The following is a 16,328-nucleotide window of genomic DNA, read 5'->3' on the forward strand; positions in this document are numbered from 1 at the left end:
CCATGGAATTCGATCTTCACATGGCGCTCGTCATCATTGCCGCGGCAGTCGCCACCTTCGCCACCCGCATCGGCGGCTACATCCTCATCACCCGGATGAAGAGCATTCCGCCGCGCATGGAGGCGGCGCTGAATGCCGTGCCGGCCGCCGTGCTGACGACGCTGGTCGCCCCCGCCTTCTTTATCGGCGGCTGGGAATCGAAACTGGCGCTGATCGTCGCCCTCTTCGTCGGCCTGCGCGTTTCGCATACATGGATGCTGGTCGCAGCCTGGATCGTCGTCATGACCTGGCGCCACACGATCGGCGCCTGAGCGCGACGGTGCCGGCTCGTCGACGCCCTTTTCAATATTCCAGCGGCAGCGTCGCGTTTTCGAGCCACGCCCTCACGTCGTGGTCGTGGATCAGCGGCATCAGCGCCTCGCATGTGCGATGGTGATAGTCGTTGAACCAGTGCAGCTCGTCATGGGTCAGAAGCTCCGGAATGACGAGGCTGCGGTCGATCGGGCAGAAGGTCAGCGTCTCGAAGCCGAGCATCGCCGCGTCACCGCCCTCGATCTCCTCGGCGCCGCGCACATAGACCAGATTCTCGATGCGGATGCCGAAGCTGCCGGGCCGGTAGTAGCCGGGTTCGTTCGAGAGGATCATGCCGGGCAGCAATTCCTGCGTCGAAAGCCTGGAGATGCGCTGCGGCCCTTCGTGCACGGAGAGATAAGAGCCGACGCCGTGGCCGGTGCCATGGGCGAAATCGGCCCCTGCCCGCCACAGCGCGATGCGCGCCAGCGGATCGAGGTCGCAGCCGCGCGTGCCCTTCGGGAAACGCGCCGTGCTGATCTCAATCATCCCCTTCAACACCAGCGTGAAGAAGCGCCGATGCTCCTCGGAGACAGCGCCGATGCCGACGGTGCGGGTGATGTCGGTCGTGCCGTTGATATATTGCGCGCCGGAATCGATCAGGAAGAGTTCCCCGGCCTCGATCATCCGGTTGGTCTCGGTCGTCACCCGGTAATGCATGATCGCCGCGTGTTCGCCCGCACCCGAAATCGTGTCGAAGGATATGTCCTTCAGCGGGTTCTGCATGCTCTCACCGACGCGGGCGCGCGTCGCTTCGAGACGTTCGGCGGCGGCGATTTCGCTCACTGTGCCGGGTTTTTCCTGCGACAGCCAATAGAGGAATTCCACCATCGCCGCGCCGTCCTGCAGATGCGCCGCGGCCGAGCCGTTGATTTCGACGTCGTTCTTCACCGCGCGCGGCAGCTTGGCGGGGTCGGCGCCCTCCACCACTTCGCCGCCCGCCTTACGGATGATCTCCGCCAGCGCATAGGAGGCGATATCGGGGTCGATCAATATGCGGCCGCCGTCCCTGGAAACCGCAGCCAGTCTCTCCTCCAGCGCCGAGGGCGGCAACTGCGTGCAGATCTGCCCGAGATAGGCTTCCGGCTCGATGCCGGTCTTGCGCTTGTCGAGGAAGAGTTCCGCCCGCCCATCGGCATGGATGATGGCGCGCGCCAGCGGATGCGGCGTGTGCGGCACGTCGGCGCCACGGATGTTGAAGATCCAGGCGACCGAGGAGGGATCGGCGATCAGCACCGCTGCGAGGTCCTTCTTCGAAAGGTCGGCGGCAACAGTCGCGATTTTGTCGCTCGCCAGCACGCCGGCCTGCGCGACGTTCTGGATGCTGACCGCACCGAGCGGTTCGGCCGGCCGGTCGCTCCAGAGCCTGTCGAGCGGATTGTGCGGCAGGAATACCAGCGTCCCGCCGATTTCCGCAACCGCCCTTTCAAGACGGCGCACCTCGGCACCCGCATGCAGCCAGGGATCGATGCCGAGCCGTAGGCCCCTGGCACCGTTTGCGGCCAGCCAGAGATGCGGCGGCTCGTTGACGAGGTCGCCGCCTGTAAAGACCGAGCCGTCGACCTGTTCGGCAAGCTGCGTCACATAGCGCCCGTCGACGAAGACGATTGCCTGCGTGCGCAGGATCAGCGCAATGCCGGCCGAACCGGTGAAGCCCGTCAGCCATGCCAAGCGCTCCGAACATGCCGGAACATATTCGCCATTGAACTCGTCGGCGCGCGGCACGAGGAAGGCGTCAATGCCGAGCGAATCGAAAGCAGCGCGCAGCGCCGATACGCGATCCCTGCCGAAATGCGGCGTGGAGGTGACCTCGAAAGATTGGAACATGCTGGAAAACCCGAATGGTTGAGACGAATCCGGTGAATGGGATGCCGACCATGTTAGCGAAATTTCAACCGATGGGGAGAAAAAGCGACGAAACGAGTCGAAACCCCTGGGGCCGCTCAAGATTTTGACAGAACTGTGACGCCAAAAGTTAATTTGGCACGCTTTATGCATTAGCCGCATGGCTCCCATGAGCGAAACCCTCTGCCTCCGCATTTCAGAATAGCTATATAGACGCCATCGAACGGTTCGCGATGAACCTGCAAACAAGGAATTCTTGAAATGACCGCCTCTCTCTCGCGCTTCGCATATAGCAGCCCGGTGCAGGCTGGCGAACGCCAGACCGTACGTCACGTGATCGGCGCCCGCCGCCCGCAGAATGAGGACAGCCTCAAGCTGCTCGGCGCCGGCCAGCGTGCCGCACGCCACAAGGGCGCCCCCAGCTACGCGTTCTGAGTCTGAAAGCCGGTCCGTCTCCTCCCTCCCGGACCGGCCTATTGGAATGCAGTAGAGCCCGCTCGAGCCTCCTCCCCTTGAGCTCGCGGGCATTGACCGGATAGACCGGTCCAAGGCGGTGCCCTCGGCGCCGCCTTTTTTGTTATTTTGGGAAAGGCTTTCTTGTCTTCAGGCAGCGCAAGGAGCGGCTTCGTTTCCATAGGCGCGCAGACCTTTCCCCACCCTCATCCCTGTGCTCGTCACAGGGATCCAGTGCGCCAAGGTCCTTGGGCGCGGGAAACTCTCTTCAGGGTCACGGAGTCATCCACCGCGCGGACGCGCGGTGGATGACTTCCTATGACAGGTACAGGATGAGGTGAGGTGGAGGAGACGTCCCACCTCAAATAAGGCGTGCGGTGCAGGACAAGCCTCCTGCCTCCCTACTCCAAAAGAAGTCAAGGCCGATCGAAGTGGATCGTCACCCAGCCATTGCGCCAGATCGTCCTGACATGGCGAAGCCGCGCGCCGCTATAGGCGGCAATCACTTTCCAGCGCTGTGCGGCGAGGATGCCTGAAAGAATCACCGATCCACCGGGTGCCAGATGCGTCGCGAGCTTCGGCGCCATGCGGATCAGCGGCCGGGCAAGAATATTGGCGATGACGAGATCGAAGGGGCCATGCTCGGAGAAGGCCGTCGAATGGAAACCCGGCGCGGTTCGGGTGACAATGCCCGAGGCAATGCCATTGCGGCGCACGTTTTCTGCCGCGACCTTGGTCGCGATCGGATCGATGTCGGTGGCAAGCACCGGAATGTTCTTCAGCTTGCGGACCGCAATCGCCAGCACACCGCTGCCGGTGCCGAGATCGAGCGCATTGCGGACGCGGCGCGAGCGCACCACGGCGTCGATCACCTCGAGGCAGCCTGCCGTAGTTCCGTGATGGCCGGTGCCGAAGGCCTGGCCGGCATCGATTTCGATGGCGATATCGCCGGGGCGGACCTTATCGCGGTCGTGCGAGCCGTGCACCAGAAAGCGCCCTGCCCTGACGGGCTTCAGCCCCTCCAGCGATTTCCCCACCCAATCGACGTCGGGAATGACCTCCCGCAGCAACTGAGCATCGGGAAAGGCAGTCTTCAACGCCGTCTCGATGCGGGAGCGTACCTCCGCCTCGTCCTCGGCCATCATGTAGACGGAGGCTTCCCAGATATCCTTCTTCTCGTCGATCTCGGTGGTGCCGATGGCGAAGTCTTCTTCGCCGAAGACCGCGCTCAGTAGGTCGAGGATCTCTTCGGCCTTGCTTTCGGTCGTCGTCACGTAAAGGCGGATTTCACTCACGATAGGCGGTCTTTCCCGTTTCCGTTGCCCGCCACCGATCGAGCCGACGCCCTGTCATGCGCAAGCCCTCATCCCTTGTTGACGAGATTCTCCAGCTTCTTTACCGCCGTGTCCGGGTTTTCGCCATAGGCGATCGTTCCGGAAAACCGCCCGGCCGAATCGAGCAGGAACACCGAGGCGGTGTGATCCATCGTATAGTCGCCGTTCGGATCCTTCTCGTCGACCGGCACCTTCTTGGCGTAGACGCGGAAACCCTTGATGACCTCGGCGATTTTGTCAGGCGCGCCTGAAATGCCGGTGATCCGCTTGGAAACGTTGGAAACATACGCGTTCATGATCTCGGGCGTGTCGCGCTCCGGATCGACGGTCACGAAATAGGCCTGCAGCTTGTCACCTTTGGGATCGACCTTCTCCATCCAGCCATTCAGCTCGAAAAGCGTGGTCGGGCAGACTTCCGGGCAATGCGTGAAGCCGAAGAACAGCGCCGTCGGCTTGCCGCGCAGCGCCTCTTCGGTGATCGGCTGTCCGCTTTGGGAGACCAGCGTGAAGGGCACGCCGAAGGGCGGTTCGGCCACCACGTCCCTTGATTTCATCGGGTACAGCTTGAACGCGCCAAGCAGCCCGGCAAGTATCAGAACACTTGCCCAGACGGCGATGCGGAATGTCTTCATTGGCATGATCCTCGATCCAGGCGGATGTGCCGCCCGCCCCTGCCGGCGTGATTATAGTCTCGACCGAAGGCGCGCAATTCAACAATATGTTTTCTGACCCGTGATTAATTGTCTCACCGATAGAAACCGCCACAGCAACGAAATCCGGCCTCAGGAATCTGCACGGATCAAAAATGCCAGGTGTTTGAATAGCTTGCCTTTGGAGCGACGGGAAATCCGAAAATACATATCGTTAGGAAAGACTTAAGCGGTCACGTCTATATTTAACGGCGGTTCCGCATCGCCGCTCCCACTGGGGACAACTGGGAAGAATTCTGATCATGAACAACAACAATGCCATCAAGCAGTCCGGTGCTTATCTCGAAATCGTTTCGTTCCATCTGGGCGATCAGGAATTTTGCATCGACATCATGGCCATCCGCGAAATCCGCGGCTGGGCGCCGGTGACGCCGATGCCGCATACCCCGCCCTACGTGCTGGGCCTCATCAACCTGCGCGGCGCGGTGATCCCCGTCATCGACATGGCCTGCCGCCTCGGCATGAAGATGACCGAGCCCTCCGAGCGCTCGGCGATCATCGTCACCGACATCGCCGGCAAGCTGGTCGGCCTGCTGGTCGAACAGGTTTCCGACATGATGACCATCAAGAGCGAAGACCTGCAGCCGCCGCCGGAAATCATCCCAGAAGCCCAGCGCGCCTTCTGCCGCGGCATCGTTGCGCTCGAAAAGACCATGGTCTGCTTCCTGAACCTCGACACCGTTATCGCCGACGAGCTGAATCAGGCTGCTTGAGCCGTATTGGAAAATGGAGTTCGAAGGCCCGGCTCGTTCGGGCCTTTTTTGTTCTGTGTGGAGAGTAAAGCCGGCATCGGATCAGCCTTTGGGAAAACCCCTCCCACAAGGGGAGGGACTAACCCGGAGCGCCCACCTCGCTTCTCCTAAAAGGTCGAAGATCTGGAAAACCGGTGCGGCAAGTTAAGCCCCTCCCCCTTGTGGGGAGGGGTTTGGGGCGGGGTCCTTATCCAAAAGCGAAAAATCCCGTCCTCCCGCCCCTACGGCTTCCCATTCTTCCACACAACGTTCTGCCCATAGAGCGGAATCGTCGAAATCGACATCTTCGCCGAGCCATCCGTCAGTTCGCGCGAATGGGCGAGATAGATCAGCGTGTCGTTGGTCTTATCGTAGATGCGGTTGACGACCAGCGTCTTCCAGATCAACGACATACCTTGCCGGAACACTTCGCTGCCATCCTTGGACAGGTCGATATTGCCGATCTCGATCGGCCCCGTCTGCCGGCAGGCGATGGAATTGTTGGACGGGTCTTCGAACCAGTTGCCGTTTTTGAACCGGTCGATCAGGCTTCGGTCGAAATAGGTGACATGGCAGGTGACGCCCTTGACCTCTGGATCGGAGACCGCCTCGACGATGATGTCGTTGCCGATCCAGTCGACCCCGACCTTGCCGACAACTTCGGCCGAGGCGGCGCCGGCGGAAAGGGCGGCGAAGGAAAAGGCGGCGAGGAAAAGATTGCGCAGCTTGGACATGGCGGCTCCCTGAGTGATCCGCATTCTAGATAAGTGCGCCCTGAGGCTTTGCAAGAAATGGCGCCCCGGAGAAGCGATCAGCCTTTCCGGCAGGTGCAGGGCTCATGGGCCCGCGCCGTCAGCCGTCCGGGCCTCATACCGATCATCGCCGGTATGGCGTGAACAGCATTGGCCTTGACCGCCTTCGCCATCTCGATCGCCGCGGCCGCGCAGACAGCGGCATCCTCGGCGGCGTTGTGGTGCACGAAACGCAAGCCGAGATGCTCGGCAATCAGGTTCAGCCGGTGTGAGAGGAAGTGCGGCCAGATCCGCTGCGCCATCTTCAGGCTGCAGAGATAGGTGAGTTCCGGATAGGATTGCCGATAGTGATCGAGGCTCGCCCGCCAGACGCTGAAATCGAAGGCGGCATTATGCGCGATCATCGTCGCGCCGCTGATATCCTCGTGGAATTCGTCCATCACCTCGGGAAACTCCGGCGCATCCTCGACATGCTCCGGCCGGATGCCGTGGATCGCAATGTTCATCCCGGAAAAGCGCATCTCCCGCGGCCGGATCAGCCGTTCCTCGACACGCGTGACCCTGCCCTCCTCGATCCAGGCAAGCCCAACCGAACAAGCGCTGCCGCGCTGCTCATTGGCTGTCTCGAAATCGATGGCGATGGTCTTCAAGGGCAAATATCCGAATCGTCTGCCCCTACCGAAATAATCATAGCCGCATGCAAAGGCAAATTCCGGCCTGTTGACATCTGCACGCAAATGGGGAAGCTTTTATGCATGATCAACTCAGTGACATCAACCATGCATCATATCGCCACGACCCTTCCAGGGTACGCGGGAGCGATGGTGCGTCACTAGCCGTCCGATCATCCCGAAAACCCTGCCGAGGCGAGCAGGGTTTTCGGAAACCAGCTCTCCTCCTGAAACCCAAGGAGGGCATCCCATGTCTGAAAACGAAGAGAACGAAGCTCGCGGCCGAGCGCGCCTGCCGGATGGCGTCCTCGTGCGCGCCGTCCGCCTTTCCGATGCGGAGGAAATCACCGATCTCATAAATCTTCCAGGCTACCGGGCCGGCACCTTGCGGCCGCCCTACCAGCGGGTCGAGGAGGTTCGCAAGCACATGGAAAATCCCTCTCCCGGCGCGCTTAACCTCGTCGTCACCCAAAATGGCAAGATCGTCGGCAATGGCGGTCTCAATCGCCTTTCCGGCCGCCGGCAGCACGTCGCCAGCATCGGCATGGGTGTGCATGACGACTTCACCGGCCGCGGCTTCGGACGCATCCTGCTCGGCGCGATGGTCGACGCCGCCGATGACTGGCTCGATATCAAACGACTGGAACTGACCGTCTATACCGACAACGATGTCGCCATCGGCCTCTACCGGAAATTCGGCTTCGAACAGGAAGGCCTGATGAAGGCCTTCGGCTTTCGATCAGGGGAGTATGTCGACGCCTATACGATGGCGCGGCTCAGACTATGAGCGAGCGGGAGGCTGGCGGTCCGCCGTCAGCCCCTCACCCGCTGATCAGCGCCAGCCACTCGTCCTCATCCATCGTCTGCACGCCGAGCTCGCGCGCCTTGTCGAGCTTGGAGCCGGCGCCGGGGCCGGCAACGACGATGTCGGTCTTTTTCGAGACCGATCCCGCCACCTTGGCGCCGAGGCTTTCGGCCCTCGCCTTCGCCTCGTCGCGGGTGAATTTTTCCAGCGAGCCGGTGAACACCACGGTCTTGCCGGCGACCGGGCTGCCTGCCGTCACCGGCTGTTCGGCCTCCTCAGGCGTCACCGAGGCGAGCAGCCGGGTGATCACCTCGACATTGCGCGGCTCCTTGTAGAATTCGACCATGGCACGCGCGACAACCTCGCCAATGCCGTCGATGGCGTTGAGATCGTTCCACGCATCACCGGCAAGCGTCTCGGCCTCCCGCATCCCGGCTTCGAAGGCCGCATAGGTGCCATAGGAGCGCGCCAGCAGCTTCGCCGTGGTCTCGCCAACATGGCGGATGCCGAGCGCGTAGATGAAGCGGTGGAGCGCAATGCTGCGCCGTTCGTTGATCGCCGCATAGAGCTTGCCGACGCTGACCTTGCCGAAGCCGTCGATATTCTCCAGCTTGGTCAGCGATTGCTGCTGGCGCTTCTCCAGCGTGAAGATATCGGGCGCGGTGCGGATCTGCAGCGACGGATCCTCATTTTCGAAGAAGAAGTCGATCTGCTTCGAGCCCAGCCCCTCGATATCGAAGGCGTTGCGCGAGACGAAGTGCTTCAGATGCTCGGTCGCCTGCGCCCGGCAGATGAAGCCGCCGGTGCAGCGGCGCACCGAATCCATCTTGCCGGTCTTCTCGTTGACCTCGCGCACCGCATGCGAACCGCAGACCGGGCATGTCTTCGGAAACTCGTATGAGCCGGCGTCGGCGGCGCGTTTTTCCATCACCACGTCAAGGATCTGCGGAATGACGTCGCCGGCGCGCTGGACGATGACGGTATCGCCTTCGCGGATATCGTGGTCCTCCGGCCGGATGCGCTCACCACTATTGCCGATACCCTTGATGTAATCCTCGTTGTGCAGCGTCGCATTGGTGACGACGACGCCGCCGACCGTGATCGGCTTCAGCCGCGCCACCGGCGTCAACGCTCCGGTGCGGCCAACCTGGATCTCGATCTTCTCGACCTCGGTGAAGGCCTGCTCTGCCGGGAACTTATGCGCGGTTGCCCAGCGCGGCGAACGCGAGCGGAAGCCGAGGCGCTGCTGCAGTTCGAGACTGTCGACTTTGTAGACGACGCCGTCGATGTCGTAGTCGAGATCCGGACGCTCGAGGCCAATCTCGTCATAATGCGCCAGGATATCGGCGACCGAGTTCAACCGCTTCATCAGCGGATTGACCGGAAAACCCCAATCCTTGAAGGTCTGCACCATGGCGAACTGTGTGTCGGCGGGCATGTCAGACATCTCGCCCCAGGCATAGGCGAAAAATTTCAGCTTGCGGCTCGCCGTCACCTTGGCGTCGAGCTGGCGCAGCGAGCCGGCGGCCGTATTGCGCGGGTTGACATAGGTCTGCTTGCCTTCCGCCTCCATCTGCCGGTTCAGCGCCAGGAAGTCGCTTTTGGCCATATAGACCTCGCCGCGGATCTCCACGACCGCGGGCACGCCCTTCGGCAGCTCGTTGGGGATCTCGGCGATGGTGCGGATGTTGGCGGTGACATTCTCCCCCGTCGTGCCGTCGCCGCGCGTCGCAGCCGTCATCAGCCTGCCGTTCTCGTAACGGATCGACATCGACAGACCGTCGATCTTCGGCTCGGCGGTAAAGGCGATCGACTGATCCGGCAGACGGCCGAGGAAACGATAGACGCCGGCGACGAAATCCTGCACGTCCTCCTGCGAGAAGGTGTTGTCGAGCGACAGCATCGGCCGCGCATGGACGACCGGCGAGAAGGTGACGGCAGGCGCGGCACCGACACGCCGCGACGGGCTGTCCTCACGGATAAGCTCGGGAAACCGCGCTTCCAGCGCATCGTTGCGGCGCTTCAGCGCGTCGTAATCGGCATCCGAAATCTCCGGCTGGTCCTTGCCGTGGTAGAGCGCATCGTGATGCGCGATCTCCCTTGCCAGCCGTTCGAGCTCGGCGGCAGCCTCTTCGATCGTCAACGCGTCGACGGCGGAACCTTCGGTGGACATGGAACAGCACTCCAGAGAATCTGGCCAGAAATCTGCATTGTTTTTAGAGCAAAATCACCGGATGAAAAGAGAGGCCGCGCATGCCCTATCGAGAAGATTGGCCTATCGGCCTATTCCCAATCGTGCGCATTGCGCAGCCGGATGCCGCTGACATGGAGGCCGGTGTCCCAGAGGCTCTTCAGCGGCCACAGGCTGTCGACCGCTCTGAGCTCCACGCCACGCGGGGCAAATTCCCGATCGAGCTGTGACATGGCAATATGTTCTAGCGGCGCCACTGTCTTTCGGGCCACCCACATGCCTGCATCGCCGAGATCTTCGAAACCCTCGACAGGCAACTCGTAGCGATGGATCGTCTCCGCTTCCAGCCTTTCCACCCAATGACGCTCGACATAAGCAGCGGCCCGGCAATCGCCGAGCCAGCGCCAACGCTCCGTCTCCGGCGTCTCGGGGATCGCCCAGATCAAGATCCGCGGGCAGTCACGGGGAAAGAGATACATGAAGTCATGGTCGCCATCGATCGCCCAAACGAGCGGACCGTTCAGCCATTCCCGGCCCGTTGGGCGCATCGACGGCACGCGAACCGGGCGCGGTTCGAACACCGCAATGTCGGGATCATCGCTGAAATGGAAAAGGCGCATGGCAACGGATCGTCGCGGATCGGAATGTTACCGATAGCGCAAAGCGAGACGCTCGTCACCGCCGTCGGCCTGACCGACAGCTCAATTGCGATCAACCGTTGCCGGCCAGCAGCCGCTTCGCCGCCGCCCTCGCCTCTTCGGTTACCGAAGCCCCGGCCAGCATGCGGGCGATCTCTTCGGTGCGATCCTTGTGCGCCATCGTCGCCACGCGCGTGGCGATCTTTTCGGATCCCTCGGCCGCCGGTCCCTTGGAAATCAACAGATGCGTCGCCGCCCGGGCCGCCACCTGCGGCGCATGCGTGACCGAAAGCACCTGCACCCGCTCCGACAGCCGCTTTAGCCGCTGGCCGATCGCATCGGCCACCGCGCCGCCGACGCCGGTATCGATTTCATCGAAGACGAGCGTCGGGGCCGATCCGCGATCGGCGAGCGCCACCTTCAGCGCCAGCAGGAAACGCGACAGTTCGCCGCCGGAAGCAACCTTCATGATCGAGCCCGGCCGCGTGCCCGGATTGGTCTGGACATGGAACTCGACGACGTCGATGCCTTCGGCGAGCGCCTCCTGCGCATCCGTGGTGATCTCGACCATGAAACGGGCGCGTTCGAGCTTCAGCGCCGGCAGCTCGGTCATGACGGCCGCAGCTAGCGCGGTGCCGGCGTGATGGCGCTTGTCGGAGAGCGAACGCGCCGCCGCATCGTAATTTTCCCGCGCCAGGCCGACCTCGGCTTCAAGCCGCGCAAGCCTCTCCTCGCCCGCGTCGAGATCTGCAAGATCGGCGATCATGCGGACGGCAAGCGCCGGCAGTTCGGTGACGGGCACGGAATATTTGCGCGAGGCGGCCCTGAGCGCAAAAAGCCGCTCCTCCACCCGTTCCAGTTCTCTCGGATCATATTCGGTCTTCCGCAGTGCTGCCTCGACTTCCATCTGCGCATTGGAAAGCTGGTCGAGCGCGGCATCAAGCAGCATCACAGTGTCTTCGAGCAATCCCGGCGCCTCATGGCTCTTGCGCTCCAGGCGGCGCACCAGCGAGGCTATGTGGGGCACCGGCGAGGCATTGCCGTTCAGGAATTCGGAGGCCTCGGCGATATCACCGGCAATTCGCTCGGCCTTCATCATTTTCTGTCTGCGGTCAGCGAGTTCGTCCTCCTCGCCATCCTGCGGCGAGAGCTTCTCGAGCTCCTCGACGGATGAACGCAGGTAGTCGGCTTCGCGGGCCGCACTTTCCACCTTCTCGCGGTGCTTCTTCAGCGTCCGCTCGCTGTCGCGCCACAGGCGATAGAGCCGAGAGACCTCCGAAACCTCGTCGGCAAGGCCGGCGAAGGCATCGAGCAGAGTGCGGTGGGCATTGGTGTCGACAAGGGCGCGATCGTCGTGCTGGCCGTGGATTTCGACCAGCATCTGACCGGCTTGGCGCATCAGCTGCACGCTGACCGGCTGGTCGTTGACATAGGCCTTGGTGCGCCCGTCCGCCGATTGCTGGCGGCGGAAGATCAGGTCGCCTTCGTCGTCGATGCCGTTTTCACGCAGGAGCGCGCGAGCGCCGTGGTCCATGCCGACGTCGAACACCGCCGTCACCTGACCCTTGTCCTCGCCGTGGCGCACCAGATCACCGTCTCCGCGCCCGCCGAGCGCCAGCGACAGGCTGTCGAGCAGGATGGATTTGCCCGCCCCGGTCTCGCCCGTCAGCACGGAAAGTCCGGTCTCGAAGGCAAGATCCAGCCGCTCGATCAGGACGATATCGCGGATCGAAAGCTGGATCAGCATTGGACTTATGAACCGAGAAGGAGTTTCTTGCCTGCCGCAGCGATCCACGAGCCCTTGTTTTCCCGCGGCTCGGCGCCACCGGTCTGCAGCAGCTTGTAGGAATCGGCATACCACTGGCTGTCGGGATAATTGTGACCGAGGACGGCGGCCGCCGTTTGGGCCTCGTCGACGATGCCCATCGCGTAATAAGCCTCGACGAGACGTGCCAAGGCCTCTTCGATCTGGTTCGTGTTCGGATATTTCTCGACGACGATGCGGAAGCGCGAGATCGCGGCGAGATATTCCTTCCGCTCCATGTAGTAGCGGCCGATCTGCATTTCCTTGCCGGCGAGCTGGTCGCGCGCGAAGCGGATTTTGGCCTGCGCGTCGTCGACATATTCGGAGTTCGGATAATTGTCGATGACGGCCTGCATCGCCTCGATCGTCTTGGCCGAGGCGCGCTGGTCCTGCGTCACGTCGACGATCTGCTTGGAATAGGTGAGACCGATGAGATACTGCACATAGGCGGCATCCTGGGACTTCGGATATTGCGACATGTAGCGGTTGCCTGATGCAAGCGCATCGTCCAGGCGGCCCTGGCGGTACTTGACGAAGGTGCTCATCACAAGCGCCTTGCGCGCCCATTCGGAGAACGGGTTCTCGCGGTCGATCGCGTCGAACTTGCGCGCTGCTTCCGCCATGTTGCCGGCCTTCATATTGGCAAGGCCCTGGGTGTAGAGCACGTCAGGCGGATCGGTTTCGAGGCCGAGCTTGGTGATGTCGATATCGGGATCCGACTGGCAACCGGATATCGAGGCGCCTGCGCTGAGCACCAGAAGCGATGCGAACAAAGCACGCGCTGTCTTCATCATACCTTCAGATCCTGCATAACCCATTCGAAAGAACCCCACTGCCGCCGCTCGCTCCACGGCAGCCACGCCTCGCTGGCGTTTCTAGCCACAAATGTGTATCAAGAGCAACGCAATGATAAGGCATTAACGCATTTTTGTGGCAGCAGCTGCCAGAATGACCGGCTTTTCCTCTTCTCTCCAATCTGTGGCAGCTAAGCAACTGCGATAAAACACCTATCGTCGCAGACTGGGGCCGACATAAAAAAACCGCCTCCGGGAAAGAGGCGGCCTGGTCTTGAGAATAGGCTGGAGGTCATGCCGACCAGGGAGCGAATTCCGAAGCGCTGACTGCGATCAGTTCGCGGGCAGCGACGCGCTGGCGCGGCGTCGACGTCTCCACGACCTCGTAGGCCGAGGGATCGGCGAGCAGCGCCTTCAGCGCATTGGCATTCATCTTGTGGCCGCCGCGATAGGAGCGGTAGCAGCCGATGAACTGGGCGCCGGCAAGCGACAGATCGCCGACGGCATCGAGCGTCTTGTGACGGACGAACTCGTCCTTGGCGTAACGCAGCCCCTCGATATTGATGACGGTGTTGTCGTCCGAAATGACGACGGAGTTTTCGAGCGAGGAGCCGAGCGCGTGGCCAGAGGCCCAGAGACGCTCGACATCGCGCATGAAACCGAAGGTGCGGGCGCGGGAAAGCTCGGTCTTGAAGACGGAAGCGCTCATGTCTCCGGCCCACTTCTGCCGACCGATCAGCGGGCAGTCGAAATCGATCTCGACTTCGAAGCGCGTACCGTCATAGGGACGGAATTCGCTCCAGGAGCCGCCCTGCTCGATGCGCACCGGTTTGGTGATACGGATATAGCGGCGCTTGACGCCGAGCGAGACGAGACCGACCTGCTCGATCGCCTCGACGAAGGGCAACGAACTGCCGTCCATGATCGGCATTTCGGCGCCCTGCACCTCGATCACCACATTGTCGAGGCCGAGCGCATAGATGGCGGCCATGACATGTTCGATCGTCGCGACCGAATGGGCGGGCGAGAAGCCGAGCACGGTGCAGAGGTCGGTATTGCCGACCTGCGAGGAGACGGCCTTGAGTTCGGTGATGTCGCCATTGTCATGCAGGCGCTGGAAAACGACGCCGGTGTCCGATTCGGCTGGGTTCAGGGTGATCGAGACTTCTGCGCCCGAATGAACTCCCGTGCCCGTGAGCGTCACGGGACGCGATACCGTCGTTTGAAAACCCAGCAAGCCAATTGCCATAAATTCTGCCTTTATCTTCCGCACCGGCGGTCTGTCCGATCGGCACGGTCATCATTCATTCTGCACAAGGAGCCTGTCGAAAGGTCTCGTAGTGCAGTTTCCTTGCACAATACTTACGTGCGCCGGCGCTCCAATCCAAATCACTGTTTCTTTCGCTTTGTTACGAAGTCAGGCGATTGAAATCGCTCGCGAATCACAAACTGAAAAACAGCAATGCCCGGGACCTTGATCCCGGGCATGAACGGTGCTGAAGCAGCCCCTCAATTCGACTGGCGGCGCAGGAATGCCGGGATTTCCAGCTGGTCGTCTTCCTGCGTCATCCGGGCCTGCGGAACCGCCCGGCCCTGGTCGTCGAGGTTGCCGCGACGTGGTGCGTAGAGGCTTGCCTCCGGCGACAGCGGACGGCGCTGCTGCGAAGCGGCCGGCGGTGCTGCCGTCATGTCGGCGGCAACCGCGTCGTCGTCGCGACGGCCGAGCGAATTGGTGATTCGCTTCAGCAGGCCCATCGGACCGCGCTCTTCCCCCGCATGCGCGGAGGCCGGCTGCGTGCGGTGGTCGAGTTCGGCCTGAACGACCGGCGGGAAATCCTCGACCTTCGGCATGCGCATCGGTTCGGGCGCCTGGCGGATGATCGGCTCCTGCCGGACCGGCTGCTGCTGGACGGGCTGGCTGACGACCGGTTGGCTCATGACCGGCTGGCTCATGACGGGCGCGGGAGCCTGCTGCTGCACCGGTGCCTGACGGATGATCGGAGCTTCCGGTGCAGGCGCGAAGATCTTGCTCTGCGGACGGAAGGTTTCCTGCTGTGCCACCGGCTGCTGCAGTGGTGCAGCAGCACGCGGGGCCGGGATTTCAAGCTCGCGTTCCATCTCGGCTGCGCGGATGGTCTGCGCGATCGGATCCATGGCCTTCGGTGCCTGCATCACGGGCGCAGGCTGAACTGCGGCCGCTGCCGGAGCAACAGCCGCGGAAGGACGGATAGCAGGCTTTGCGGCCGGCTGGAAGTTGCGCTCGGCGGCTTCGTTCATCGCCCGATCGATGCCGGTGGCGACGACCGAGACGCGGATGATGCCTTCAAGCGATTCGTCGAAGGTGGCGCCGAGGATGATGTTGGCGTCGGGATCGACTTCTTCGCGGATGCGGGTCGCGGCTTCGTCGACTTCGAAGAGGGTGAGGTCGCGACCGCCGGTGATGGAGATCAGCAACCCTTGAGCGCCCTTCATCGAAGTCTCGTCGAGCAGCGGGTTGGCGATTGCAGCCTCGGCGGCCTGCAGCGCGCGGCCGGAGCCCGAGGCTTCGCCGGTGCCCATCATCGCGCGGCCCATTTCGCGCATCACCGAGCGGACGTCGGCGAAGTCGAGATTGATGAGACCTTCCTTCACCATCAGGTCGGTGATGCAGGCAACGCCCGAATAGAGAACCTGGTCGGCCATCGCGAAGGCATCGGCGAAGGTCGTCTTGTCGTTGGCAATGCGGAAGAGGTTCTGGTTCGGAATGACGATCAGCGTATCGACAGACTTCTGCAGTTCCTGGATGCCCATCTCGGCCAGGCGCATGCGGCGCCCGCCTTCGAAATGGAACGGCTTGGTGACGACGCCGACCGTCAGGATGCCCTTGTTGCGGGCGGCCTGCGCGACGACGGGCGCAGCGCCGGTGCCGGTGCCGCCGCCCATGCCGGCGGTGACGAAGCACATATGCGTGCCGTTCAGGTGATCGACGATCTCATCGATGCATTCTTCGGCTGCCGCGCGACCGACTTCCGGCTGCGAACCTGCGCCGAGGCCTTCGGTGACATTGACGCCGAGCTGGATGATGCGCTCGGCCTTCGTCATCGTCAGCGCCTGCGCATCCGTGTTGGCGACGACGAAGTCGACGCCCTGGAGACCGGCGGTGATCATGTTGTTGACGGCGTTGCCGCCACCGCCGCCAACGCCGAATACGGTGATGCGCGGCTTCAGCTCTGTGATGTCAGGCTTTTGCAGCTTGATGGTCATGGTACC

At 62.4% G+C, this 16,328-nt stretch carries 15 protein-coding genes; 4 read left to right on the plus strand and 11 right to left on the minus strand.

The genetic code is table 11. The features are described from left to right. Window positions 1–2 precede the first annotated feature (2 nt). The gene (locus QMO82_RS15700; protein WP_183608213.1) at window positions 3–311 is read left to right on the plus strand and encodes an AzlD family protein; all 309 of its coding nucleotides are present in this window, start codon (window positions 3–5) and stop codon (window positions 309–311) included. Window positions 312–342: 31 nt separating this feature from the next. Here QMO82_RS15700 and QMO82_RS15705 read toward each other — a convergent pair whose 3' ends face one another. Continuing rightward, window positions 343–2,178 (minus strand): aminopeptidase P family protein, encoded by a 1,836-nt coding sequence (locus tag QMO82_RS15705; protein ID WP_183608212.1) that lies wholly within the window; start codon window positions 2,176–2,178, stop codon window positions 343–345. Between the two features lie 279 nt (window positions 2,179–2,457). Here QMO82_RS15705 and QMO82_RS15710 point away from each other — a divergent pair, with 279 nt between their 5' ends. Beyond that, entirely contained in the window at window positions 2,458–2,631 is a 174-nt protein-coding gene (locus QMO82_RS15710; RefSeq protein WP_183608211.1) for a hypothetical protein, read from the plus strand. A 434-nt stretch (window positions 2,632–3,065) separates the two neighbouring features. On the opposite strand, the gene QMO82_RS15715 is transcribed toward QMO82_RS15710, so the two are convergent. Continuing rightward, on the minus strand, window positions 3,066–3,944 hold the full coding sequence (locus QMO82_RS15715) for a 50S ribosomal protein L11 methyltransferase (RefSeq protein ID WP_183608210.1): 879 nt from the start codon (window positions 3,942–3,944) through the stop codon (window positions 3,066–3,068). A 68-nt stretch (window positions 3,945–4,012) separates the two neighbouring features. Continuing rightward, window positions 4,013–4,615, minus strand: coding sequence for an SCO family protein (locus QMO82_RS15720; RefSeq protein WP_183608209.1), 603 nt, complete (start codon window positions 4,613–4,615; stop codon window positions 4,013–4,015). A 320-nt stretch (window positions 4,616–4,935) separates the two neighbouring features. Between QMO82_RS15720 and QMO82_RS15725 the strand changes: the two genes are divergently transcribed. Beyond that, entirely contained in the window at window positions 4,936–5,406 is a 471-nt protein-coding gene (locus tag QMO82_RS15725; RefSeq protein ID WP_085737779.1) for a chemotaxis protein CheW, read from the plus strand. A gap of 260 nt (window positions 5,407–5,666) precedes the next feature. On the opposite strand, the gene QMO82_RS15730 is transcribed toward QMO82_RS15725, so the two are convergent. Together QMO82_RS15730 and QMO82_RS15735 are read right to left on the minus strand one after the other, a co-directional pair. Next, entirely contained in the window at window positions 5,667–6,158 is a 492-nt protein-coding gene (locus tag QMO82_RS15730) for a CreA family protein (protein ID WP_183608208.1), read from the minus strand. Window positions 6,159–6,235: 77 nt separating this feature from the next. Beyond that, window positions 6,236–6,826, minus strand: a complete 591-nt coding sequence (locus QMO82_RS15735; protein ID WP_183608207.1) for a 3'-5' exonuclease — start codon at window positions 6,824–6,826, stop codon at window positions 6,236–6,238. Window positions 6,827–7,097: 271 nt separating this feature from the next. Here QMO82_RS15735 and QMO82_RS15740 point away from each other — a divergent pair, with 271 nt between their 5' ends. After that, window positions 7,098–7,634, plus strand: coding sequence for a GNAT family N-acetyltransferase (locus tag QMO82_RS15740; protein WP_183608206.1), 537 nt, complete (start codon window positions 7,098–7,100; stop codon window positions 7,632–7,634). A gap of 34 nt (window positions 7,635–7,668) precedes the next feature. On the opposite strand, the gene ligA is transcribed toward QMO82_RS15740, so the two are convergent. The 6 genes from ligA to ftsZ form a co-directional block, all read right to left on the minus strand. Further along, complete coding sequence (gene ligA, locus QMO82_RS15745) at window positions 7,669–9,825, minus strand: NAD-dependent DNA ligase LigA (RefSeq protein ID WP_183608205.1); 2,157 nt, start codon at window positions 9,823–9,825, stop codon at window positions 7,669–7,671. 110 nt (window positions 9,826–9,935) lie between these two features. After that, window positions 9,936–10,463: a DUF6886 family protein gene (locus QMO82_RS15750; protein WP_183608204.1), complete on the minus strand. Its 528-nt coding sequence runs from the start codon at window positions 10,461–10,463 to the stop codon at window positions 9,936–9,938. 91 nt (window positions 10,464–10,554) lie between these two features. Then, window positions 10,555–12,228 carry a DNA repair protein RecN gene (gene recN, locus QMO82_RS15755; RefSeq protein WP_183608203.1) on the minus strand — a complete coding sequence of 558 codons (1,674 nt, stop codon included), beginning with the start codon at window positions 12,226–12,228 and terminating at the stop codon, window positions 10,555–10,557. Window positions 12,229–12,233: 5 nt separating this feature from the next. Continuing rightward, window positions 12,234–13,103: an outer membrane protein assembly factor BamD gene (locus tag QMO82_RS15760; protein WP_183608202.1), complete on the minus strand. Its 870-nt coding sequence runs from the start codon at window positions 13,101–13,103 to the stop codon at window positions 12,234–12,236. A 268-nt stretch (window positions 13,104–13,371) separates the two neighbouring features. Then, entirely contained in the window at window positions 13,372–14,328 is a 957-nt protein-coding gene (gene lpxC, locus QMO82_RS15765; protein WP_183608201.1) for a UDP-3-O-acyl-N-acetylglucosamine deacetylase, read from the minus strand. Between the two features lie 260 nt (window positions 14,329–14,588). After that, a complete protein-coding gene (gene ftsZ / locus QMO82_RS15770; protein WP_183608200.1) occupies window positions 14,589–16,322 on the minus strand; it encodes a cell division protein FtsZ in 1,734 nt (577 codons plus the stop codon). Window positions 16,323–16,328 lie beyond the last annotated feature (6 nt).

This window comes from Rhizobium sp. BT04, assembly GCF_030053135.1.
GTDB classification, from domain to species: Bacteria; Pseudomonadota; Alphaproteobacteria; order Rhizobiales; family Rhizobiaceae; genus Rhizobium; species Rhizobium binxianense.

Bases quoted from the DNA above. Each gene is read 5' to 3' on its own strand.
- QMO82_RS15700 (WP_183608213.1), top strand. From the start codon at position 3: ATGGAATTCGATCTTCACATGGCGCTCGTCATCATTGCCGCGGCAGTC.
- QMO82_RS15705 (WP_183608212.1), bottom strand. From the start codon at position 2,178: ATGTTCCAATCTTTCGAGGTCACCTCCACGCCGCATTTCGGCAGGGAT.
- QMO82_RS15710 (WP_183608211.1), top strand. From the start codon at position 2,458: ATGACCGCCTCTCTCTCGCGCTTCGCATATAGCAGCCCGGTGCAGGCT.
- QMO82_RS15720 (WP_183608209.1), bottom strand. From the start codon at position 4,615: ATGAAGACATTCCGCATCGCCGTCTGGGCAAGTGTTCTGATACTTGCC.
- QMO82_RS15725 (WP_085737779.1), top strand. From the start codon at position 4,936: ATGAACAACAACAATGCCATCAAGCAGTCCGGTGCTTATCTCGAAATC.
- QMO82_RS15730 (WP_183608208.1), bottom strand. From the start codon at position 6,158: ATGTCCAAGCTGCGCAATCTTTTCCTCGCCGCCTTTTCCTTCGCCGCC.
- QMO82_RS15740 (WP_183608206.1), top strand. From the start codon at position 7,098: ATGTCTGAAAACGAAGAGAACGAAGCTCGCGGCCGAGCGCGCCTGCCG.
- ligA (WP_183608205.1), bottom strand. From the start codon at position 9,825: ATGTCCACCGAAGGTTCCGCCGTCGACGCGTTGACGATCGAAGAGGCT.
- QMO82_RS15750 (WP_183608204.1), bottom strand. From the start codon at position 10,463: ATGCGCCTTTTCCATTTCAGCGATGATCCCGACATTGCGGTGTTCGAA.
- recN (WP_183608203.1), bottom strand. From the start codon at position 12,228: ATGCTGATCCAGCTTTCGATCCGCGATATCGTCCTGATCGAGCGGCTG.
- QMO82_RS15760 (WP_183608202.1), bottom strand. From the start codon at position 13,103: ATGGGTTATGCAGGATCTGAAGGTATGATGAAGACAGCGCGTGCTTTG.
- lpxC (WP_183608201.1), bottom strand. From the start codon at position 14,328: ATGGCAATTGGCTTGCTGGGTTTTCAAACGACGGTATCGCGTCCCGTG.
- ftsZ (WP_183608200.1), bottom strand. From the start codon at position 16,322: ATGACCATCAAGCTGCAAAAGCCTGACATCACAGAGCTGAAGCCGCGC.